19 protein-coding genes and 1 tRNA gene are annotated in these 20,452 nt (G+C 51.9%); 12 read left to right on the forward strand and 8 right to left on the reverse strand.

Annotated features, from left to right (window positions below; translation table 11 throughout):
- The first annotated feature begins 2 nt into the window (after positions 1 to 2).
- The 8 genes from tsaD to cphA all read left to right on the forward strand — a co-directional run bounded on the left by tsaD (position 3) and on the right by cphA (position 9,413).
- On the forward strand, positions 3 to 1,010 hold the full coding sequence (gene tsaD, locus CA264_RS04680) for a tRNA (adenosine(37)-N6)-threonylcarbamoyltransferase complex transferase subunit TsaD (protein WP_025605027.1): 1,008 nt from the start codon (positions 3 to 5) through the stop codon (positions 1,008 to 1,010).
- A gap of 123 nt (positions 1,011 to 1,133) precedes the next feature.
- On the forward strand, positions 1,134 to 1,520 hold the full coding sequence (locus CA264_RS04685; protein WP_025605029.1) for a thioesterase family protein: 387 nt from the start codon (positions 1,134 to 1,136) through the stop codon (positions 1,518 to 1,520).
- On the forward strand, positions 1,521 to 1,988 hold the full coding sequence (gene smpB / locus CA264_RS04690) for an SsrA-binding protein SmpB (protein WP_025605031.1): 468 nt from the start codon (positions 1,521 to 1,523) through the stop codon (positions 1,986 to 1,988).
- A gap of 166 nt (positions 1,989 to 2,154) precedes the next feature.
- Entirely contained in the window at positions 2,155 to 2,931 is a 777-nt protein-coding gene (locus CA264_RS04695) for a C40 family peptidase (RefSeq protein ID WP_025605033.1), read from the forward strand.
- Positions 2,932 to 3,011: 80 nt separating this feature from the next.
- Positions 3,012 to 3,515, forward strand: a complete 504-nt coding sequence (locus tag CA264_RS04700; protein WP_025605035.1) for an HNH endonuclease — start codon at positions 3,012 to 3,014, stop codon at positions 3,513 to 3,515.
- Between the two features lie 564 nt (positions 3,516 to 4,079).
- Positions 4,080 to 5,963: a 30S ribosomal protein S1 gene (gene rpsA / locus CA264_RS04705; protein ID WP_025605037.1), complete on the forward strand. Its 1,884-nt coding sequence runs from the start codon at positions 4,080 to 4,082 to the stop codon at positions 5,961 to 5,963.
- Positions 5,964 to 6,365: 402 nt separating this feature from the next.
- Positions 6,366 to 6,436, forward strand: a tRNA-Cys gene (locus CA264_RS04710).
- A 349-nt stretch (positions 6,437 to 6,785) separates the two neighbouring features.
- Positions 6,786 to 9,413 (forward strand): cyanophycin synthetase, encoded by a 2,628-nt coding sequence (gene cphA / locus CA264_RS04715; protein ID WP_025605039.1) that lies wholly within the window; start codon positions 6,786 to 6,788, stop codon positions 9,411 to 9,413.
- Between the two features lie 206 nt (positions 9,414 to 9,619).
- On the opposite strand, the gene CA264_RS04720 is transcribed toward cphA, so the two are convergent.
- Positions 9,620 to 10,561: a hypothetical protein gene (locus tag CA264_RS04720; protein ID WP_025605042.1), complete on the reverse strand. Its 942-nt coding sequence runs from the start codon at positions 10,559 to 10,561 to the stop codon at positions 9,620 to 9,622.
- A gap of 120 nt (positions 10,562 to 10,681) precedes the next feature.
- Here CA264_RS04720 and CA264_RS04725 point away from each other — a divergent pair, with 120 nt between their 5' ends.
- Together CA264_RS04725 and kdsA are read left to right on the forward strand one after the other, a co-directional pair.
- Complete coding sequence (locus CA264_RS04725) at positions 10,682 to 11,278, forward strand: methyltransferase domain-containing protein (protein ID WP_025605043.1); 597 nt, start codon at positions 10,682 to 10,684, stop codon at positions 11,276 to 11,278.
- A gap of 111 nt (positions 11,279 to 11,389) precedes the next feature.
- The gene (gene kdsA, locus CA264_RS04730; RefSeq protein WP_025605044.1) at positions 11,390 to 12,199 is read left to right on the forward strand and encodes a 3-deoxy-8-phosphooctulonate synthase; all 810 of its coding nucleotides are present in this window, start codon (positions 11,390 to 11,392) and stop codon (positions 12,197 to 12,199) included.
- A gap of 78 nt (positions 12,200 to 12,277) precedes the next feature.
- On the opposite strand, the gene CA264_RS04735 is transcribed toward kdsA, so the two are convergent.
- Both CA264_RS04735 and apaG read right to left on the reverse strand, forming a co-directional pair.
- Positions 12,278 to 13,063, reverse strand: a complete 786-nt coding sequence (locus CA264_RS04735; RefSeq protein ID WP_237151174.1) for an O-methyltransferase — start codon at positions 13,061 to 13,063, stop codon at positions 12,278 to 12,280.
- Positions 13,064 to 13,151: 88 nt separating this feature from the next.
- Positions 13,152 to 13,538 carry a Co2+/Mg2+ efflux protein ApaG gene (gene apaG / locus CA264_RS04740; RefSeq protein ID WP_025605046.1) on the reverse strand — a complete coding sequence of 129 codons (387 nt, stop codon included), beginning with the start codon at positions 13,536 to 13,538 and terminating at the stop codon, positions 13,152 to 13,154.
- Between the two features lie 100 nt (positions 13,539 to 13,638).
- Between apaG and ung the strand changes: the two genes are divergently transcribed.
- Positions 13,639 to 14,301: a uracil-DNA glycosylase gene (ung, locus tag CA264_RS04745; protein ID WP_025605047.1), complete on the forward strand. Its 663-nt coding sequence runs from the start codon at positions 13,639 to 13,641 to the stop codon at positions 14,299 to 14,301.
- A 96-nt stretch (positions 14,302 to 14,397) separates the two neighbouring features.
- On the opposite strand, the gene CA264_RS04750 is transcribed toward ung, so the two are convergent.
- Positions 14,398 to 15,942, reverse strand: coding sequence for a hypothetical protein (locus CA264_RS04750; protein WP_025605049.1), 1,545 nt, complete (start codon positions 15,940 to 15,942; stop codon positions 14,398 to 14,400).
- A gap of 597 nt (positions 15,943 to 16,539) precedes the next feature.
- On the opposite strand from CA264_RS04750, the gene arsC reads away from it, so the two are divergent.
- Positions 16,540 to 16,881, forward strand: a complete 342-nt coding sequence (arsC, locus tag CA264_RS04755; protein WP_036775484.1) for an arsenate reductase (glutaredoxin) — start codon at positions 16,540 to 16,542, stop codon at positions 16,879 to 16,881.
- Between the two features lie 150 nt (positions 16,882 to 17,031).
- Here arsC and lepB read toward each other — a convergent pair whose 3' ends face one another.
- Genes lepB through CA264_RS04775 form a run of 4 tightly spaced genes read right to left on the reverse strand, consistent with a single transcriptional unit; the run spans position 17,032 to position 20,450 of the window.
- Positions 17,032 to 18,138, reverse strand: a complete 1,107-nt coding sequence (gene lepB / locus CA264_RS04760) for a signal peptidase I (protein ID WP_025605052.1) — start codon at positions 18,136 to 18,138, stop codon at positions 17,032 to 17,034.
- 15 nt (positions 18,139 to 18,153) lie between these two features.
- Positions 18,154 to 18,870 (reverse strand): 4-hydroxy-tetrahydrodipicolinate reductase, encoded by a 717-nt coding sequence (gene dapB, locus CA264_RS04765; protein ID WP_025605054.1) that lies wholly within the window; start codon positions 18,868 to 18,870, stop codon positions 18,154 to 18,156.
- Positions 18,867 to 19,529, reverse strand: a complete 663-nt coding sequence (locus CA264_RS04770) for a DUF5683 domain-containing protein (protein WP_025605055.1) — start codon at positions 19,527 to 19,529, stop codon at positions 18,867 to 18,869. Before CA264_RS04770 ends, dapB begins: the two co-directional genes overlap by 4 nt.
- A gap of 6 nt (positions 19,530 to 19,535) precedes the next feature.
- Positions 19,536 to 20,450, reverse strand: coding sequence for a ParB/RepB/Spo0J family partition protein (locus tag CA264_RS04775; protein ID WP_025605056.1), 915 nt, complete (start codon positions 20,448 to 20,450; stop codon positions 19,536 to 19,538).
- Between the last annotated feature and the right edge of the window lie 2 nt (positions 20,451 to 20,452).

Here is a 20,452-nt window from a genome sequence, read left to right on the forward strand (position 1 = left end):
AAATGACTGAACCTACAATCTTAGCGATAGAATCCTCTTGCGACGAAACCTCCGCCGCGGTCATCCGTGGGGGAAAGGTGTTGTCGAATATTGTCAATACACAGGCTGTACACGAGCAATACGGCGGTGTTGTGCCAGAGCTAGCCTCCAGAGCGCACCAGCAAAATATCATACCGGTGGTTACGCAGGCTCTGCTCAAGGCAAATGTAGAAAAAAGTGAGCTAAATGCAGTTGCCTTTACACGCGGGCCCGGCCTGCTGGGAGCGCTGCTCGTCGGCTGCTCCTTTGCCAAGTCCTTTGCACTGGGGTTGGGTATCCCTCTCATCGAGGTCAACCACATGCAGGCGCACATCCTGGCTCACTTCATCGATGAACCCACACCGCAATTTCCGTTCCTATGTTTAACTGTTAGCGGTGGTCACACACAAATTGTTCTGGTTAAGGACCATCTTACGATGGAAATCATCGGGCAAACGACGGATGATGCCGTGGGAGAGGCCTTCGACAAGACGGCCAAAATGCTGGGGCTGCCGTACCCGGGAGGGCCGATGCTGGATAAAATGGCCGCACAGGGCAACCCGGATGCCTTTGAGTTCCCGGTGGGCAACATGCCGGAGTATAACTACTCGTTCAGCGGCATTAAAACCTCTGTGCTGTACTTCCTGCGCGATAAAACAAAGGAGAACCCCAGCTTTGTAGAGGAAAACATCGCCGACATTTGTGCCAGCGTACAGAAAACGCTCATCAAAACACTGCTGAAGAAGTTAGTGAAAGCCTCGAATGACCTGGGCGTTAAGGAGGTGGCCATCGCAGGTGGCGTATCGGCTAACTCCGGCCTGCGGCAAACGCTGCAGCAATATGCCGAGAAGTACAACTGGAATGTGTATATCCCTGCCTTTCAGTATTGTACCGATAATGCAGGTATGATTGCCATTGCCGCTCACTACCAGTACCTTAAGGGCGACTTTGCAACGCAGTACGTTAGCCCTGAGCCGAGGCTAAAGTTTTAGTAAAGCATCCCGGATAAAGGTTCGTTCAGGACCTGCGGTACTGGTGCCGGCAGCGTGGAGGAGCCCCGGTTAATGCTGATGCTTTTGGGATGACAATTGCAGAAAATTAAAACCCGAGCAGCCATGATAAAACCCGGAGACACCAGAGTATACGTAAAGCAGGTAACGGCGGCAGACTTTGCGCGTTTCGACGACGGGTTGGTGCATGCCGTTTGCTCCACGTTTGCACTGGCACAGGCTGCGGAGTGGGCCGGGAGGCTGTTTGTGCTAGACATAAAAGGTGCGGATGAAGAGGGGATAGGCACCTTCCTGACGATCAACCACAAAGCCCCCGCTTTTGAAGGGGAGGAAGTGGAGTTTATAGCCACCCTGCAGAAGCATGAGGGGCATGAGGTGATCTGTAGTTACAGGGCCCGTGTGGGAGAGCGCTTGGTGGCCGATGGAGAAACCGGGCAGAAAATTTTGAAAAAAGAAAAACTAGCCAAAATTTTGGCGCCGAAGCAAGTATAAATGGCGAAAGATAAAGACAGAATAAAGAAGCACGTAAACATCGTTAACCGCAAGGCCTCTTTCGAGTACCAGTTCATCGACAAGTATACCGCCGGTGTGATGCTGAAGGGGACCGAGATCAAATCGATACGCGAGGGCAAAGTGAATATGCAGGACGGTTACTGTGTGTTTACGAACGGGGAGCTGTGGCTGCACAATGTACACATCTCTACCTATACCGAGGGAACCCACTACAACCACGAGCCCATGCGTGCCCGAAAGCTGTTGCTCAACAAGAGCGAGTTGCGCAAGCTGGAGAAGGGAGCCGAGGAGCAAGGTGTTACGATTATACCGACCCGCATCTTTGTAAACGACCGCGGCTTTGCTAAAGTTGAGGTTGCACTGGCGCGTGGTAAGAAGCTGTACGACAAGCGACAGGATATTAAAGAGAAGGATGTGAAGCGCGAGATGGCTCGTAGCGGATACTAAAGATAATTGTGAATGAGGGGTTGAGTGGATGAGGGAGTACAAGTATGAATTCTGGCTCTGATATCTCGAAGAAGCAGAAGGTTTATACTTAGACCACGATCAACTCATCACATACTCAGCTATACTTCACTCAATCACACATTCACCCATTCAAAAATTAAATAGCGTGGAATACGGAATAGGTATGCTGAGTGTGGTGCCGATGCGCGCCGGTACTTCGGATAAGGCTGAAATTGTAACGCAACTGGTCTTTGGCGAGTGCTACGAGGTGGTGGGGCGTGAGGATAACTGGCTGCAGCTGGAATTAGCTGCAGACGGGTACCGTGGCTGGATTGACTTTAAACAGCATACTCCGGTTTCTGCCGCCTACTACAAGGAGTGGAAGCAGGCAAAGCACCCGCGGGCCATGGAGCTGCTGCAGTTCGTTAGCTGTGCCGATGCCCCTGTGCCAATCGGGTTGGGCAGCTACCTCCCTTTTTTCGACGGTGAGAGTATACGGGTAAATGAAGAGCAGTATCCTTTCCGCGGCACTGCCTCTGATACTGCAGCAACAGCCTCGCAGGCGCAGGTGCTGGAGGTGGCCCGCCTCTTTCTCAAAGCGCCTTACTTGTGGGGCGGCAAATCGATTCTCGGCATCGATTGCTCTGGCTTTACGCAGCAGGTGTTCGGCATCTGCGGGTATCAGCTGCCCCGCGATGCCTACCAGCAGGTAACGCACGGCGAGGAAGTGCACTTCGTGACACAGGCGCAGCCCGGCGACCTGGCGTATTTCTCAAACGATGAGGGGCGCATCATACATGTCGGCATCGTGCTGGAGGGCCAGAAAATTATGCATGCCCACGGCGAGGTGCGCATCGATACGCTGGACCACAACGGAATTTACAACGCCGGGCGTAAACGCTACTCCCATACCCTCCGCATTATCAAGAGAATTTCTCTGTAAAACCTGCTGATTTCTTTGAACTTACGCTATATAGTGGCGGTTAAATCCGTAAAAGCTATGCGTACGTCCAGAAATTGGCTATGAAAGAGAAAGTCCTCATCCTGAACCAGGATTTCAGTGCCATTGCTGTCTGCTCTGTGCAGAAAGCTTTTCTGCTGGTCTACCTCGACAAAGCAGAGATGGTCACTAAATCCGATGGCGAGTTCCTGCACTCCATAAGTGCAGTGTATCCGGTCCCCTCCGTTATCCGTTTGCAGCGCTATGTGCGCGTGCCTTACTACGGTATTGCCCTGAGCCGGCACAACGTTATGCGGCGCGACGGCTATGCCTGCCAGTACTGCGGCGCCGTTAAAAACCTTACCCTGGACCATCTGCTGCCGCGCTGTAGGGGAGGGCAGACCAAGTGGCAGAACCTCGTTACGGCCTGCTCCCGCTGCAACGCCCGCAAGGGGGACCGCACCCCAGAAGAGGCCGGGCTGAAACTCCTGCGCAAGCCTACGCGTCCGTCGCTCCAAACCTTTCTGCAGCTTCACCTCAATCATAAAAACAGCGACTGGAAAGTATACCTGGGGGTGGAAAACTAACTGGATTAAAACTGTGCTAAATGCGTTAGCTGTGTTAATGTAGCTTGTTTATAAACAATCGGTTAAGTTGCCTTTGCTTGCAGTATTAGTTTATGTGCTGATTTGCATTGCTGGGCTTTTGGCAGGGAGTGCCATGCATCAAATGGCTGCCAAGGAGCCCGCTGTTTCTTGCCCTGGCTTAACCGGGTGTTTACCCGCCAAAGGAGTGTCGTGGGAATGGCGTAAGGGCTGGAGACACAAGCTTCTGCTTTCAGCTTCAGGGCCGCCCGGTACGTGTTGGTAGTGCCCGTGCAAAGCAGTGCAGCTAACAGCCAGCCGGGGCGAAAGCGCTTTTAGGTGGTAAGTGCACGCCACTAAGTTCTCCGGCGCTTCGGCTTATTTCCTCAACCTGCTTACCAAAAGAGAGTTATAAAATACAGGAGATATGGTGTTTCTCGAATTATTTTATTAATTTTGCGGTTCATTCGAATGAGTGAGCCCGGGCAGGTGCCAGGGTATGTATAACTAAACCAAACCGGCCACATTGCTCTAAGCCGGTGGCTACCCAAGAGCAGCAAAATCAATATGAGTAATTCTCCAGAAAATTTCGACTGGGACAAGTTTGAGTCTCAGGGTTTCGGTGCTGGCTACAGCAAAGCTGAGAAAGCCGAAATGGAAAAAATGTATGACGACACCCTGACTACTGTACAGGAGCAGGAGGTTGTTACCGGAACTGTTGTTGGTGTTACTGATCGTGACGTAATCCTGAACATCGGTTTCAAATCTGATGGCCTTGTGTCTATCTCTGAGTTCAGAGACATGCCGGACCTGAAGCCAGGCGATCAGGTGGAAGTATTTATCGAAGACCAGGAAGATCCAAACGGTCAGCTTATCTTGTCTCGCAAGAAGGCGAAAATCGTTAGCGCCTGGGCTAGAATTTACGACGCGCTTGAGAACGACAACGTTCTGGAGGGTGTGGTTAAGAGAAGAACCAAAGGTGGTCTTATCATGGATATCCATGGTGTGGAGGCCTTCTTGCCAGGTTCACAGATCGACGTGAAGCCGATCCGCGACTTCGACGTGTTCGTAGGCAAGAAAATGGAAGTGAAAGTTGTGAAAATCAACGCCGCTTTCGACAACGTGGTTGTATCTCACAAAGTACTTATCGAGAAAGACCTGGAGCAGCAGCGTGCCGCTATCCTGAACAACCTGGAAAAAGGTCAGGTTCTGGAAGGCGTTATCAAGAACATGACAAACTTCGGTGTGTTCATCGACCTTGGTGGCGTAGACGGTCTGCTTCACATCACAGATATTTCTTGGGGCCGTATCAACCACCCAGAGGAAGTATTGCAGCTTGACCAGAAAGTTAACATCGTTGTTCTTGACTTCGACGAAGACAAGAAGCGTATCTCTCTGGGCATGAAGCAACTTACACCACATCCGTGGGATGCACTTCCTGCTGAGATTGAGGTTGGCTCTAGAGTTAAAGGCAAAATCGTTAACGTGGCTGACTACGGCGCATTCCTGGAACTGATGCCAGGTGTTGAAGGTCTGATCCACGTTTCTGAAATGTCATGGTCACAGCACCTGCGCAACCCACAGGACTTCATCAAGCAAGGCGACGAGGTTGAGGCAGTAGTTCTGACACTGGACCGTCAGGAGCGCAAAATGTCTCTGGGCATTAAGCAGCTTACTGAAGACCCGTGGACAAAAGAGGACGTGTTGACGAAATACGCTATCGGTACGAAACACACTGGTATCGTTCGTAACCTGACAAACTTCGGCCTGTTCCTGGAACTGGAAGAAGGTGTTGATGGCCTGGTACACGTATCTGACCTGTCTTGGACTAAGAAGATCAAGCACCCATCTGAGTTCGTTAAAGTTGGTGAAAACCTGGATGTAGTTGTTCTGGAGCTGGACGTTCCTAACAGAAGACTGGCACTGGGCCACAAGCAGCTGGAGGAGAACCCTTGGGATACGTTCGAGTCTGTATTCAACATCGGTTCTGTACACAAAGCTACAGTTCTGGAGAAATCAGACAGAGGCGCCGTGCTTGAGCTGCCTTACGGCATCGAAGGCTTCTCATTCCCTAAAGGTTTGACGAAAGAAGACGGTTCTCAGGTAGAGGCTGGCGAAACGCTGGACTTCAGAGTAACTGAGTTCTCTAAAGAAGATCGTAAGATCATCCTTTCTCATACTGCAACGCACACTGAAGTAGAGCCATCTCCAAGAGCGGCTAAAGCTACGAAGAAAGCTGCGCCAGCAGGTGAGAAGAAAGAAGCAAGAGCTCCTAAAGTACAGAAAGAGGCAGATCGCTCTACACTGGGTGACCTGGACGCACTTTCTGCCCTGAAAGAGCAAATGCTGGAGAACGAGAAAGAAGCTGGTGTTAAGAAATTAGAGGCTGCGGCTAAAAAGTCAAAAGACTCTAACGAAGGCGAAGTTTCTGAAGAAGAGAACAACGCTTAATTAATCTTTAAGCTTGTTATACAACGAAAAGCCCCGGAGCAATCCGGGGCTTTTTTGTTTTTGCTCATGAGGCTGGCCCATTGACTTGACGCGACAGTGGCTTTCACTGCACATGTGAGCACAATGCTATACTAGTAGGCTAGAAGAATATCGCGAAAGTTTTTTAAAGTAGTGTAGGGATAGACGCACGAAAACTATTACGTAAAGTTACTGAGGAGGAGAGGTTCTCTCTTTTTAATGCTGTAAAGGCAAATGACAGTAGAGGAGCGAAAAAAAATGAATATATAACCTGTTGGCCCACAAGGTATAGCTGCCCCTGAGGGAATCATACGCAAAAAATAACGCGTTAAAATTTGACAAGTATATTTCTCTACGTATATTTGCACTCCAATCAAGCAACACGGTAACGTGGCCGAGTGGCTAGGCTCAGCTCTGCAAAAGCTGCTACAGCGGTTCGAATCCGCTCGTTACCTCAAAACCCCGCTAAATTTTTAGCGGGGTTTTTTGTTTTCAGCCCTTTCCCTTCCTTCATCTGCCCTCAGCAGTACAGCACTTTTCATGCTGTTTAAAATTATTGCCTGCGCTTAATCTTTTGGCACTAAAATCCGTAATCTCCTAAACCCAGTGGGGTACCGGTTGCCTTTAAAGAAAAGCCGATTCCCGCTGAAACGGCCAATAAACCTATTGAATAGACAAAAGCCTATATAGCAGAATTGTACCGTTTGAAGGTAACAACACCAGCGTGGAGACCAACCCCTAACACATGACTATGGCTGTTAAAGCCTGTATAAGAGATAAAGCCCATTCAGCGAATCCAAACTCATGAAAATCATAGATTTGCGCGTGATGCGCGGACCAAATTACTGGTCAGTAAAGCACCCCAAGCTTATTGTTATCAAGCTGGCCCTGGAAGAACTGAGCCAGAAGTATACGAACGAAGTCCCTCACTTTCTGTCCCGCTTAAAAAAGATGTTCCCGGGAATGCAGCGCCACAGGGCGGCAGAGGGCGTCGAGGGCGGCTTTTTTAACGCCGTAGCCGAAGGCACAACCTTTGGGCACGTGGTGCAGCACGTAGCGCTGGAGCTACAGACACTGGCCGGGATGGAGAGTGGCTACGGCCGCTGCTATCCCGCCCACGAAGAAGACCACATGACGGTGGTGTACTCTTACCAGGAGGAGCGTGCGGGGGAGTACGCCGCCTACGCCGCTGTGCGGATTACGCGCGCCTTGGTAAGCGGGGAAAAGTACAGACTGAGCGAAGACATTACCCGCCTGCACGACATCCGGGAGGACGAGTATTTTGGCCCGAGCACCTATTCCATCGTATCCGAAGCCGTGAGCAGAGGCATTCCGTACATTCGCCTGAATCGCCACTCGCTGATACAACTGGGCTACGGTGTGAACCAGAAGCGCATCCAGGCCACCATGACCTGTAAGACCGCCTGTTTCTCTGTGGAGATAGCAGGTGACAAAAACGCCACAAAGGACATCCTCGAAGAGGCGGGCATTCCTGTGCCGCGCGGCACCACCGTCAGTTCGCAGGAAGAGCTGAAGCGTGCGATCAGCTGGTTAGGCTATCCTATCGTTATTAAGCCTCTGGATGGCAACCACGGCAAAGGAGCCACGATCAATATCACGAATGCGAAAGATGCGCACAAAGGCTTTACAGAGGCCCGGAAGCACTCCCAGCTGGTTATGGTGGAGCAGTATATCCAAGGCTTCGACTTTAGGCTGCTGGTGATCAACGGGAAGTTTGTGGCAGCCGCGAAGCGCACACCCGCCATGGTTACCGGCGACGGCACCTCTACCATCAAGCAGCTCATCGACCGAGAGAACAGGGACCCACGGCGCGGTATCGGCCATGAGAAGGTGCTCACCAGGATAAAGATCGACAAACACACCAAGAACATACTCAAAAGCCTTAACCTGACCACCAAGTCGGTTTTGCCGGTAGGGGAGGTGCTCTACCTGAAGAGCACGGCCAACATAAGTACCGGTGGTACGGCTACAGACGTCACAGACCTGGTGGACCCCTATAACATATTGATGGCTGAGCGCATTGCCGGCCTGATCGGGCTGGATGTGTGCGGTATTGATGTAATGACCTCTGATATTGCCATTCCGCTGAACGAAACCCGTGGGGCGGTTTTGGAGGTGAACGCTGCACCGGGCTTCCGGATGCATATCTCGCCGACCTTTGGATTACCGCGCAACGTGGCTGAGCCGGTAATAGACATGCTCTTCCCTCACGGTAAGCCTGCACGGGTGCCGATTATTGCCGTAACGGGGACAAACGGTAAAACAACGACCACAAGGCTTATTGCGCATATGGTTAAGCACAAGGGTTATCAGGTAGGCTATACCACCACAGAGGGAATATACATCCAGGATAAGCTGCTGGAAAAGGGCGATACAACTGGTAGCTACAGCGCTGAATTTGTGCTGAAGGACCCAACCGTGAACTTTGCCGTGCTCGAATGCGCCCGGGGAGGCCTCCTGCGCGCCGGGCTTGGCTTTGAGCAGTGCGACATTGGCATCGTGACCAACGTAAGCTCCGACCACCTTGGTTTGCGCGATATCTATACACTGGAAGACCTGGCCAAAGTCAAAGCCGTTATCCCGAAAAGTGTCAGCAAAGACGGGTATGCCGTGCTTAACGCAGATGATGACCTGGTGTATGCCATGGCGGAGGATGTAAGCTGCAAGGTGGCATTCTTTAGTATGGACGAAAACAACCCGCGCATTCTGAAGCACATTGCCAAGGGTGGGCTGGCCGCAGTCTATGAGAACGGCTACATCTCGATCTTCAAGAACAGCTACAAAATCAGGATTGACCGTGTGGCCGATGTGCCGCTCACGTTCGGTGGAAAAGCGAAGTTCAACATCGAAAACATCCTGGCTGCGACGCTGGCAGGCTATATCTCTCATTTTGAGGTGGAGGATATCAAAACGTCGCTGCGCACCTTCATCCCGTCACCGAGTAAGACGCCAGGCCGTATGAACCTGTTTAAGTTTCCGAATTTTGAGGTACTGGTGGACTACGCGCATAACGTTGGCGGCCTGAAAGCCATCGGCGAGTACATGGATGCCCTGGAGGCGACGAAGAAGGTCGGCATCGTCGCCGCTGTCGGAGACCGCAGGCCGGAGGACTTCTATGAGATCGGGCAGGTGGCCGGGCAGATCTTTGATGAGGTAATCGTGAGGCTGGACTCAGACCTGCGCGGCAAGACAGCAGACGAGATTATGGGACCGGTGCTACAAGGGATAGAAGACGCCGCGCCAGAAAAGGCCGTGCACCAGATTCCGGAGGAAATGCGGGCCATTGCCTTTGCCCTGGAGCATGCCGAGCCCGGTTCCTTTATAGCTATCTTCACCGAAGACGTGCATGAGTCGGTGAAGATGGTAGAGAGTTTTAAAGTAATTCAGGACCGAAAGATGTTTGTAGAATAATATATTCTAATAAATACGTTAGAGTAAATATATGTGAACGATGGACTAAAGCCTTTACCGCAGGTAAGGGCTTTTTTTATGCACTGCCCGGTAAGCTTTTGTGTTATGCGGAGCATGCCTTTTACAATTCAGGCTCGGCCGTTAAAAATAAAAAGCCCCTGCCGTTTTCGGCAGGGGCTTTTCTGTATCCTTGGCTGAACCGAATGCTACTTCAGTACAAAAGTCGTTTTCCCGATCAGGAAGCCATCTGCATAAAGCTCTACGGTGTGCTGCCCTTTCTTGTAGGCTGCGTTTTTGTCGTAGGTGAAGCTGAGCGGCTGCTGCGTATTGTCATAAACGAAGTCGCGCTTGGCGGTATAGTACATGTCTTCTCCGTCGATCTGGAACGTTCCTGAACCGGTGGTCAGGTTGTAGAGCGCGGCGCCGTCCGGCTCAATCAGGCGCATGTAAACAGTTTTCGGCTCTTTCTTGGCAACATCATTTTTGGCAAGCTTAAAGTCCACACGCAGCTTGTCTACGCGCTTGGCACGGTACTCATTGTCGTCGTCTTCCTTCTCTTTGCCGCGCTGGTTAATAATGTTCACGTTCAGGTTCTTCGCTTCCAGCCTGGAAGCCATCCGCACTTTCTCGTTCAGCACCTCGTTGGTGGACTGCATAGTGGTCAGGCTGTCGGCCAGGCGGGTTTGCGTGGTTTTAAGGTCTGTGTTCTCAGTGAAGAGCACCTCGTTATCCTGCTTAAGGCTGGCGATCTGGGCGTCTTTTTCCTTAAGCTGCTGCTCAAAAGCGGTGGCTCTGTCACGGAAGCGGCGCTGGTCGGCCAGGCTATAGCTTCTTTTTCTGAAACCGCGCAGTTCGTCCAGGTCGGCTGTGATGGCGGCAATTTTCGTTTCGAGGGAGTCGTTCTCCAGCCCCATCGACTGCAGCTCCTGGCTCTGGCGTTCAAAATCAGCTTTCAGTGCCTCGTAAATCTTGATCTGGTTCTCCAGCTCGCTGTTCTTTACGTTGATGATTTCGGCTTGCTCCTCTGTTTTCTCTTTTTTCTGATAGTTCATGTAAATCAGAATGCCGTTAATGCTGATAAGCACCACCAAGAGGCCTCCGATCAATAATTTGCGGTTGCTTCTATTTTCAGGAGTATTCGCTGACATATGTTATATAGTGTTTGTGTTTGACTAGCTAAAGGTTAAACGTTAGTTTTATAGCTGGCACCGGAACCGGTGTTAGTGCAAAAATCAAATATATAAATTTGATTCTATAATTGTAGATAGATGAACCAAGAATTTAGCGCAGCATACTGGCAGCAGCGTTACCAACAAGGCCAGACAGGCTGGGACGTTGGAGGTATAACGGCACCGCTCCGAGAATATTTTGATCAGCTGCAAAACAAAGCACTGCGGATTTTAATTCCGGGCTGCGGCCACGCCTATGAGGCTGAGTACCTGCATAACCTGGGCTTTACGCAGGTGTATGTTGCTGACCTGGCGGAGGCGCCGTTACAGCAATTCGCAAGCCGTGTGCCTGGTTTTCCGAAAGCGCACCTGCTGCAGGCGGATTTCTTTTCCCTGGAGGGGCAGTACGACCTGGTAGTGGAGCAGACCTTCTTCTGTGCCCTGCCTCCCGACCTGCGGCCAAACTATGCCCGTAAATGCGCAGAGCTCCTCTACCCGGGTGGCAAGCTCATGGGCCTGCTCTTTGATACCGCCTTCTCCAGCCCGGGACCACCCTTTGGCGGAGACCGGGAGGAGTACCGCGCGTACTTCAGCCCTTATTTCGATTTTTTGCACTTCGAGACAGCCTACAACTCCATACCGCCGAGGCAGGGGCGTGAGCTGTTTATACTGCTGCAGAAGCAGGCAGCGGAGTAAGGCTTAATTTTTTGCCTGCGCGCCTATTAATTCGTTATTCATCATTCCTAATTTATAATTACCTAGCTACCTTTGCTAGGCCGACAAGGCAAGTATAAACGTACAGAAACTATGTTCGAGATACCGAAACTGAAGTATACAGACAGCGGCAACTTCTTCCTGATGGCCGGCCCTTGCGCCATTGAAGGGGAGGAGATGGCCATGCAGATAGCTGAGCGCATCAAAACCATTTCTGATAAGCTGCAGCTTCCGTGGATATTTAAAGGCTCATACCGCAAAGCCAACCGTTCCCGCCTGGATTCTTTCTCGGGCATTGGCGATGAGAAGGCTCTCCGCATTCTGGAGAAGGTAGGTAAGGAGTTTGACGTGCCCACCGTAACCGACATTCACGAAAGCGACGAGGCTGCCATGGCCGCAGCATATGTGGATGTGTTGCAGATCCCGGCTTTCCTGTGTCGCCAGACAGACCTGCTGGTGGCGGCGGCTAAAACAGGCAAGGTGGTGAACATCAAAAAAGGCCAGTTCCTGTCTGGGGAGGCCATGCGCTTTGCCGTTGATAAGGTACGGGAGTCTGGAAACGACAAGGTGGTTCTGACGGACAGAGGCAACAGCTTTGGCTACTCGGATCTGGTGGTAGACTTCCGCAACATCCCGGCCATGCAGCAGACAGGTGCGCCAGTGGTGATGGACATCACCCACTCGCTGCAGCAGCCAAACCAAAGCTCTGGTGTTACCGGCGGCAAACCGGCTCTGATCGAAACAATTGCAAAAGCGGCCATTGCCGTAGGTGCTGACGGCCTTTTCATTGAAACGCACCCGCAGCCAAGTATAGCCAAGTCTGACGGCGCTAACATGCTGCCCCTGGACCAGCTGGAGGCGCTGATGCAGAAACTGATTCGCATCCGCCAGGCAATTCAGTAATTGCTACCGGTTAAAGTATAAAGGACAAAGGAATACACTTCCTTTGTCCTTTATACTTTATTACCTCCCCTTGATAGCCTAGTAGTAAAGTGTAAAATTCTCCTTAGGCTGTTGCGTGCGCAAGAACACCAGCCCCACAAAGTATAGGTCCACTGTTTGGCGCACCTGCGGGTGGCGTTTAATATCTTGCCAGGCGCGCTTCATTTCTGCAGACCAGTAAATATCATCCAGCACCAGTACGGTGTTTTCATGGCTCTTTGCCAGGCAGCTCTCAAAGTAGCGTATCGTCGGCTCATAGCGGTGGTTTCCGTCCAGAAAGGCGAAATCCAGCCGGTCTAGCTGTTGCAGCTGCTTCTCCAGCGTTTCATCCAGGTTGCCCTCCACCAGGTTAATATTCTTCAGGCCCTGTTTTTTAAAGTTCTCCCGCGCCACCCGTGCAATGCTGGGGCATCCCTCAAAAGTATGAATATCTGCCTTTCTGCGGGCCTCAGCTAAGTAGGAGGTGGTAAGCCCAAGCGATGTGCCGAGCTCAAGTATGGTTTGGGGCTGGAAGTGGTTAACGAGACGGAACAGCAGCTGGCCGTACTTGGGTGGCTTGGCCGATGTGCGGGCTATGGCCTTTATGCGGCGCACGTGCTGGTTTATACTTTTTGAGCCGGCGCCGAAGTCAGTGATCCGCAGCTCCCGGTTATCCTCGAGCAACTGGTCGCGCAGGGTCTCTACGCGGTCGTAAGCAGGGTAGTGGCCCGTATGGTGCAGTACGTTGTGGTACAGGTCAAATACGAAAGGGGAGTGGACGCCGTGCAGCTTATAGGCGCGCATCCGGTAGAGCAGGTAGTCAGCGGCTAATCTTATGTAAGACACAGAGGTAGATTGGGCGACACAAGGGGCAGCTGCAAACCCGCAGGTTTTCTGCGCAGGCCCTTTTGTCTTTTCTAATAATACGTCAGGTTTAGTTGAGCTTGTAAGGAACAACCAGCGTAAACTCGGGAATGTTGGCTTTGAACTGGCGGCCATCCACGAGGCGCTCCATCAGGTAGTTGCCGCGCATCTTGCCGATCCCCGTCTTCAGGTTGCAGCCCGACACGTACTCGTGCATCTCGCCGGGCTCCAGCACAGGCTGCTGCCCCACAACGCCTTCTCCCTCCACCTCGCGCACAACGCCCGTGGCATCGTGTATGTACCAGTGGCGGCGCAGGAGCTTTACCGTGAACTCGCTTTTGTTCTCTATTTTTATTCTATAGGCAAAAACAAAGTGCTGTTGCACCGGGCTGGAATAGTCCGGCAAGTAATTCGTCGTAACCGTTACTTTTACACCTTCCGTTGTTTTTGTATCCATGTTCCAGAGTTTTTTGTATACTTAGAAACCTGAGCAGCGCCTGCAGTTACAGTTGCGGCTTTGGTCTCTGTCAATCTAACCCAACAAGCCTAACTAACTCATGAATGTAAAGATAGAAGAAAGCTGGCAAAATGTCTTACAAGATGAATTTGAAAAGCCATATTTCAAGAACTTAGTTTCCTTTGTAAAGGACGAGTATAATTCTCAGAAAGTTTATCCGGCGGGCACCCAGATTTTCAATGCGTTTCAGCTGTGCCCTTTTGATAAGGTTGAGGTGGTGATACTGGGCCAGGACCCTTACCACGGGCCCAACCAGGCAAACGGGCTGGCTTTTTCTGTGAGCGACGAGGTGCGTACGCCCCCGTCCTTGCTCAATATCTTTAAGGAGATTAAAAGTGATTTGGGGAAAGACATGCCCGCCACCGGCAACCTGGAGCGGTGGGCAAAGCAGGGCGTGCTGCTGCTAAACGCTACCCTTACCGTGCGTGCAGGCAATGCGGGCTCGCATCAGAAGAAGGGGTGGGAGGAGTTTACCGATGCCGTAGTGAAGAAAGTGAACGACCTGAAGGAGAACGTGGTGTTTATGCTGTGGGGGGCGTATGCCCAGAAGAAAGGCGCCTTTATCGACGACAGCAAACACCTGGTGCTGAAAGCGGCACACCCGTCCCCGTTCGCCGCCGACCGAGGGTTTTTCGGTAGCCGCCACTTTAGCAAAGCCAACAGCTATTTAGAGGAACACGGCAAGAAACCCATCGACTGGTAAACCCGCTTTCTGAAGCCGCGCAGGCGCAGTGGCCGGTATGGGGTTGCTGCGCTGCGCGGCTACAAGTATAGAACTGTTACCGCAAGTATAGACCTGCTATTTCAGCTGCTTAAACTTTTGCTGCATTACCTCCTGCACCGGCACGTTGTTAATCTTGCTGTCGAGCCAGGAGATGATATCCAGATACAGGAACGGGCGCTTATACAGTGGGTTGGCAGATATTTCCAGCAGCTTCTCCTTTAGGGCGGCAAAAGCGGTTTTTAGTTCCAGGGGCTTAATGTCTGGCAGCTTGCGCAGAAACTTGAAGATTGCCACCTGCATCGGCTGCTGGTCATTCATCTTGCCCAGGAAGTGGTACACCGACTTTACCTGGTACTCCAGCTGCTCATCCTTGCCTGCCTCGTAGTGGGCAATAAGGCTCAGTATTCGCGCAAAGCACTGTATATCCTCGCGCAGGCTCACTTCCTTAAAGTTAATGATCTTGTCGAGGTACAGGATGGAGCTCTTATAGTCGCCGCTGCCAAAGTATAGACTGGCTATTTTGTAGTAGAACACCAACTGGCGGTGCGGGTCCAGCTGCTGCTGAAACACGCGCAGGTTCCGCCTGATTTCCGGCACCAGCTTTAGCCCCTCCGTAAAGCGCCCCTCCATGTACGAAGCGTTTATCTTGTTGGTGTAGATGTAGAGAAACAGCAGCATCTCAATGTTGGGGTTGCTGCGGCGCGTGCTGTCTGCTGCAAATTCTTCCAGCTTCTGCAATGCCTCCTTAAACTTGCTGTAGTACAGCAGGCCGTACAGCGCCAGCAGCAGGTTGTGCAGCCCTTTGATATAGTTGGTGGTTTGCTGCTGCTTCATCTGCGGCTCTTCCTCAAATAGGTCTACCCACTTCTGCGCATACCTGTAGCAGGCCTTAAAATCCAGCAAGATGTAGTGGTACCACACGTGCGCCTGGTAAAACGCCAGCTTTTCGGCAAAGCTAGCCTCCCGCAGGTTCAGCTCCGGCACGTTGGCCTTAAAAAAAGCTTTTAGCTTATCGCAGTCTTCGGGCGTGCGGGCATGCCCTAGCTTAATGTAAAGGCCGTACAGCTGCAGCGCCAGGCTGGAGTTGTGGTGCAGCCGCTCCAGGTGCTTCACCGTTACGCTTGCCTCCTGCGTCAGCGCCTCTGCGCGGCCTTCCAGGCTGCGGGTAATGTACTGCTGCTCAATCTGCTTCTCATAGTTGATGGCCAGCAGCATGATGTGCGGGAACGAGGCTTGCTGCGCCGCCACCTTCACTTTCTCCAGTATCTTCAGGCTTTGCTGGTACAGGCCCTTGTTATAGAGCACGCGCCCGTAATCCAGCAGCTCGTGTAGTTGAATGTCGGTGTTTTGGTTGGCGTGGTAGAGGCGGAGGCTCGCCAGCAGCTGCTTGTAGAGGTTTGCCTTCTGGTTTGCCAACTGGGCCTTCTTAATGGCCGGCACCTGTTTGAGTATCTTTTCCTCGTCATACTGCGCCAACCCGTCCAGGGCATCAAAGAGCTGCAGAAATTTTATGTCGCCGCTGGAGCTCTGCCGGGTGGCAAAAAGCCTGAAATGCCGCTTCTCCGAACGCGCCAACGACTTAATTAACTGAAAAACAGCATCTGACGAAGCATTAGACATTGTAATAAACTTTTAGTTATACTATTGATAATCAGATGTATATGTATGTTGGTTTGCTTTTTTGAAATAGTAGCACAGCCCAAAAATAGTTTTGCATGCTGCATTTAAAGGTCCAACTTTGAAGCAGGTTAAATGTAAAAGTAGCTTTAAAAGATCAGAAATGGTATTGGCTGCCTGCATTAAACAAGCCGGGCAATGCCTGGAGCTACCAGGGCGGAAGGAGCAGCGACAGTGCAGGCTCGGATACCGCCGACAAAAGAAAGAAATATTTATAGGAAAATAGTTTTGATTAGTTTTTAATTCCAGATTGATTAAGCTGCGTTCTGCTGGGATGCAGTTTTTTGTACCATGACAACACTGTGTTAGGTTGCATGAAAAAGCCGCTGATTTGGGTTTCAGCGGCTTTCTTTTTTACTACCAATGGGTGTGTGAACCGGCTAAACCAGTTTGCTTTCTTTACTTCATAAATCAAATCTTACAGCATCTTGCTTTGGAGTGTTCGTTGGCTCTGCTACCCTTGGGAGGTTGGCACTACCTTTTGCCTGTTTCAGAACGCTATTTTTGCGTAAATTCATCCGTCAACAAAAAAGTAGCGCCATGCTGAAGATATACCACAACAACCGTTGTAGCAAGAGCCGCCAAACCCTGGAGCTGATTCATAACGCCGGCCAGGAAGTAGAGGTGGTGGAGTACCTGAAAACGCCGCCTAGCGCTGCAGAGCTGCGCGGCTTGCTGCAGAAACTGAACATGAGGCCGGAGCAGTTGCTGCGTAAAGGCGAAGCTGTTTACAAGGAGCAGTTCAAAGGCAAAAGCCTGACAGACGAGGAATGGATACAGGCCATGGCCGCACATCCTGTGCTGATAGAGCGCCCGATTGTAGTGAAGGACCAGAAAGCTGTGTTGGGCCGCCCGCCTGAAAATGTGCAGGAGCTGCTGTAATGTATCTCTGTAACGGTAGATTTAGCAGCAACCGGAGTGCGAACTAGCAACGCTGCCACTTGCTTTACAGAACTTAGACCGGAGGTAAGCCCTAAAAGCAAAACAGCCAGAACTCTGCAGTTCTGGCTGTTTTGCTTTTAAAGGGATCGGTTACTCAATTACTTTGAACAGGCGGTTCCAGCGGATCTTGTCAAAGAAGCTCCCTTCCGGGTTGGTTGACATCCAGATCATCACAGCCTTGCCCACAATATGGTCTTCGGGCACATAGCCCCAGTAGCGGGAGTCAAGGGAGTTGTGGCGGTTGTCGCCCATCATGAAGTAGTAGTTCTGCTTAAAGGTATACTGCTTCACCTCCTGCCCGTCCAGGTAGAGTTTGCCCTCGCGCACCTCGGCGTTATCGTTGTGCTCGTAGTCCAGGATCACCCGCTCGTAGAAGGGCAGTGTCTCCGGCGTAATGGCTACCGTGGCGCCTTCCTGCGGAATGTAGATCGGCCCGTAGTTATCCTTGTTCCACTCGTACAGGCTTGGCTTGAACGGGAAAACCTCTGCTTCGGCCTTGCCTGGCAGGCTCTTAAGCAGGATAACATCCTTGATGAAGTCCAGCGAGGCCATTTCTTTAGCCACTTCCGGCGTGGCATCCACTACGTACCCGTTTTCAAAAAGCTGCACATCGTGCAGGTTGATGTTGCGGTCCTGGAAGAATTTGTCCGACAGCTGCATGTTTGGCACGAGCAGGTACTTGTACTGCATCTTCTCGGGGTTCTCAATAGCCTTGCCATTGATGTACACCTGTAGGTCCTTCACCTGCAGGGAGTCGCCGGGCAAACCAATGGCGCGCTTGATATAGTTGGTGCGCAGGTCGGCCGGGTGCTGCTCTTCCGGAGGAAAGTTGAACACTACCACATCGTTGCGTTTAACTTCTGAAAAGCCCGGCAGGCGGTGCGGCTTTAGCTGGATAGCATCGGAGTAGGAGGGGATGTTGGTGCCCCAGATGGTTTGGTGCGTCAGGGGCACTTGCAGCGGTGTCATGGGCGTGCGCGGGCCGTAGTGCAGCTTGCTCACAAACAGGAAGTCGCCCACCAGCAGGGATTTCTCCATGGATGGCGTTGGAATGGTATAAGCCTCAAAGGTGGCCCACCGGATAAGGCTTGCCGCTATGACGGCAAAAAGGATGGCGTCGCCCCATTCGCGGGCAAAGCTCTTCTTTTTCTTAGGCTCCTTTGTTTCTGCTTTCTTGTCCCAGAATTTAACGTTCATCTGCAATGGCTATGGTTATAGGTTCAGCATGTCTTTCATGCCGTACACGCCCTGGCGACCCTGCAGCCAGGCTGCGGCCATCACGGCGCCTTCGGCAAAACCGGCGCGGCTGTGGGCGGTGTGCCCGAGCTCAATGGTGTCGATGTCCGAGCTGTAGGTAACAATGTGCGTACCAACTACGTCCGGCTCACGCTCCGAAGCAATGTTTAATTTAGCTTTTTCTTCCGGATTATCGCTCACCCAGCCGCTTAAATCTTTGTAGCTGGCCAGTATGCCTTCTGCTGTGGTAATGCCTGTTCCGCTTGGTTTATCAACCTTCTGCAGGTGGTGAATCTCGCGGATGGCTACCTCGTACTCCTTGTACTCCTGCATTTTGCTGGCGATGTAGGCGTTAAAGTGGAAGAACAGGTTTACACCCACGCTGAAGTTAGAGGCGTAGAAAAAGGCGCCCTTGTGTTGCTCGCACAGCTGCGTGGCCTCATCAAACTTCTCAAGCCAGCCTGTGGAGCCGGATACAACCGGGATTCCCTGCGACAGGCAGTAACTGATATTGGCGAAGGCAGAAGTCGGGTGCGTAAATTCAATGGCAACATCCGTATTACCGGAGGTGTACTGCTGAAGTTCCTCGCTATTTGTATGGCTGATCTTGCCAACTACTTCGTGGCCTTTGGCCACAGCTATCTGCTCAATGATCTTACCCATCTTGCCATAGCCTATCAAAAGGATTCTCATCTGGATTTTGTGTAAAGCGTCAATGTAAAGCCTGGCGTTAACGTGCCTGGCTGGGAGGAAACCGGGAGGAGGTTGGGCTGCATGCGCAGGGCAAGGTCATCGCTCACGTCAAACTCCTTTAGGTGGGCGTGCACATAAGCCTCCGCTATTTGTAAGGTATAAGCCGCCACCGAGAGTATCACCGTCAGGTCGCGGTTGCGCCGCCAGTAGTCCCGGCGGTACTTCAGGGCGTTTACAGCGGTTTGCCCGTTGGATGTGCCCAGATAAGGTGCATCGGCAAATTTATCTACCGTTGTAGGGTCATTGTCTACCCGCTGGATCAGCGCCTTCCGGTAGTCCTGGTAATTATTGTTGTTGGTCACGTAGAAGTAGCCGAGCACAGCCCCGGTGGCATAAACGATCGGGATCTTCCAGTATGACTTGTTGTAGAACTGGCCGGCACCGGGAATAATGGCTGAAAACACAGCCGCTTTCGCTGGCCGGTCCCATTCGCTCAGGAAAAACCACTTTTCCTCGTTGATGGTGTCCATCACCACCGCCTCAACAGGCACACGCACCGAATCGGGGCCCTCGGTTATCACCTGGGCCTGGGAGGGAGCCGGGGCAAAGTATAACACCAAGCCCAACAGCCATGCCACAGCGCCTATCCTCAGCCTCATCTAGCGTTAATAGTTTAAAATTTCCAGGATGCGGTTTAGCTCATCCACCGACACAAAAGGGATTTTGATTTCGCCTTTGCCGTCGTTGTTGGCTTTCACCTGAATCTTGGTGCCGAACTGGGAGGTAAGCTTGCTCTCCACAGACTTCAGTTCCTCGTCATACTTGCCAAACTGCAGCTTCTGCTGCGCGTCCGGCTTTTTCTTCGCATTCTGCAGGTTGCGTACCAGTTCCTCTACCTTACGCACCGACAGCTCCTTGGCCACCACCTCTTTAAACACATCCAGCTGCTGCTCAATGGTGTCGATGTTGATGAGGGCACGGGCATGGCCCATAGAGATGACGTTGTCGCGCAGGGCGATCTGGATATCCGGCGGAAGCTTAAGCAGGCGCAGGTAATTGGTAACGGTTGTGCGCTTCTTGCCCACGCGGTCGCCCAGCTCCTCCTGTTTCAGGCTGCACTCGGTGAGTAGGCGCTGATAGGAAAGGGCGATTTCAATGGCGTTCAGGTTCTCACGCTGGATGTTCTCGATCAGGGCCATCTCCAGCATCTGCTGGTCGTCTGCCTTGCGGATAAAGGCAGGTATAACGGTCAGCCCGGCAATTTTGGAGGCCTGGTAACGGCGCTCCCCCGAAATCAGCTGATAGCTGTTCGGCCCTAACTGGCGAACGGTGATAGGCTGGATAATGCCCTGTACCTTAATAGACTCTGCCAACTCCTCCAGCGCAGCCTGGTCGAAATGGGTGCGCGGCTGGTAAGGGTTGGTCTGTATGTATTCAATGGCTATATCTGCGATAGTATTTACGTCGTTTGTGGTGGAAGACTCTGTTTTGCCGGTGTACTTATTGCCCTCCAAAAGAGAGCCCAGGCCTCGGCCGAGGCCGCCTTTGCGTTTCGCTGCAGAATTCTTGTTATCAGACATGT

This window comes from Pontibacter actiniarum, assembly GCF_003585765.1.
In the GTDB taxonomy this organism is placed as follows: Bacteria; Bacteroidota; Bacteroidia; order Cytophagales; family Hymenobacteraceae; genus Pontibacter; species Pontibacter actiniarum.

Bases quoted from the DNA above. Each gene is read 5' to 3' on its own strand.
- tsaD (WP_025605027.1), top strand. From the start codon at position 3: ATGACTGAACCTACAATCTTAGCGATAGAATCCTCTTGCGACGAAACC.
- CA264_RS04720 (WP_025605042.1), bottom strand. From the start codon at position 10,561: ATGTCAGCGAATACTCCTGAAAATAGAAGCAACCGCAAATTATTGATC.
- smpB (WP_025605031.1), top strand. From the start codon at position 1,521: ATGGCGAAAGATAAAGACAGAATAAAGAAGCACGTAAACATCGTTAAC.
- CA264_RS04685 (WP_025605029.1), top strand. From the start codon at position 1,134: ATGATAAAACCCGGAGACACCAGAGTATACGTAAAGCAGGTAACGGCG.
- CA264_RS04750 (WP_025605049.1), bottom strand. From the start codon at position 15,942: ATGTCTAATGCTTCGTCAGATGCTGTTTTTCAGTTAATTAAGTCGTTG.
- CA264_RS04775 (WP_025605056.1), bottom strand. From the start codon at position 20,450: ATGTCTGATAACAAGAATTCTGCAGCGAAACGCAAAGGCGGCCTCGGC.
- CA264_RS04770 (WP_025605055.1), bottom strand. From the start codon at position 19,529: ATGAGGCTGAGGATAGGCGCTGTGGCATGGCTGTTGGGCTTGGTGTTA.
- CA264_RS04725 (WP_025605043.1), top strand. From the start codon at position 10,682: ATGAACCAAGAATTTAGCGCAGCATACTGGCAGCAGCGTTACCAACAA.
- cphA (WP_025605039.1), top strand. From the start codon at position 6,786: ATGAAAATCATAGATTTGCGCGTGATGCGCGGACCAAATTACTGGTCA.
- CA264_RS04700 (WP_025605035.1), top strand. From the start codon at position 3,012: ATGAAAGAGAAAGTCCTCATCCTGAACCAGGATTTCAGTGCCATTGCT.
- ung (WP_025605047.1), top strand. From the start codon at position 13,639: ATGAATGTAAAGATAGAAGAAAGCTGGCAAAATGTCTTACAAGATGAA.
- apaG (WP_025605046.1), bottom strand. From the start codon at position 13,538: ATGGATACAAAAACAACGGAAGGTGTAAAAGTAACGGTTACGACGAAT.
- lepB (WP_025605052.1), bottom strand. From the start codon at position 18,138: ATGAACGTTAAATTCTGGGACAAGAAAGCAGAAACAAAGGAGCCTAAG.
- arsC (WP_036775484.1), top strand. From the start codon at position 16,540: ATGCTGAAGATATACCACAACAACCGTTGTAGCAAGAGCCGCCAAACC.
- rpsA (WP_025605037.1), top strand. From the start codon at position 4,080: ATGAGTAATTCTCCAGAAAATTTCGACTGGGACAAGTTTGAGTCTCAG.
- dapB (WP_025605054.1), bottom strand. From the start codon at position 18,870: ATGAGAATCCTTTTGATAGGCTATGGCAAGATGGGTAAGATCATTGAG.
- kdsA (WP_025605044.1), top strand. From the start codon at position 11,390: ATGTTCGAGATACCGAAACTGAAGTATACAGACAGCGGCAACTTCTTC.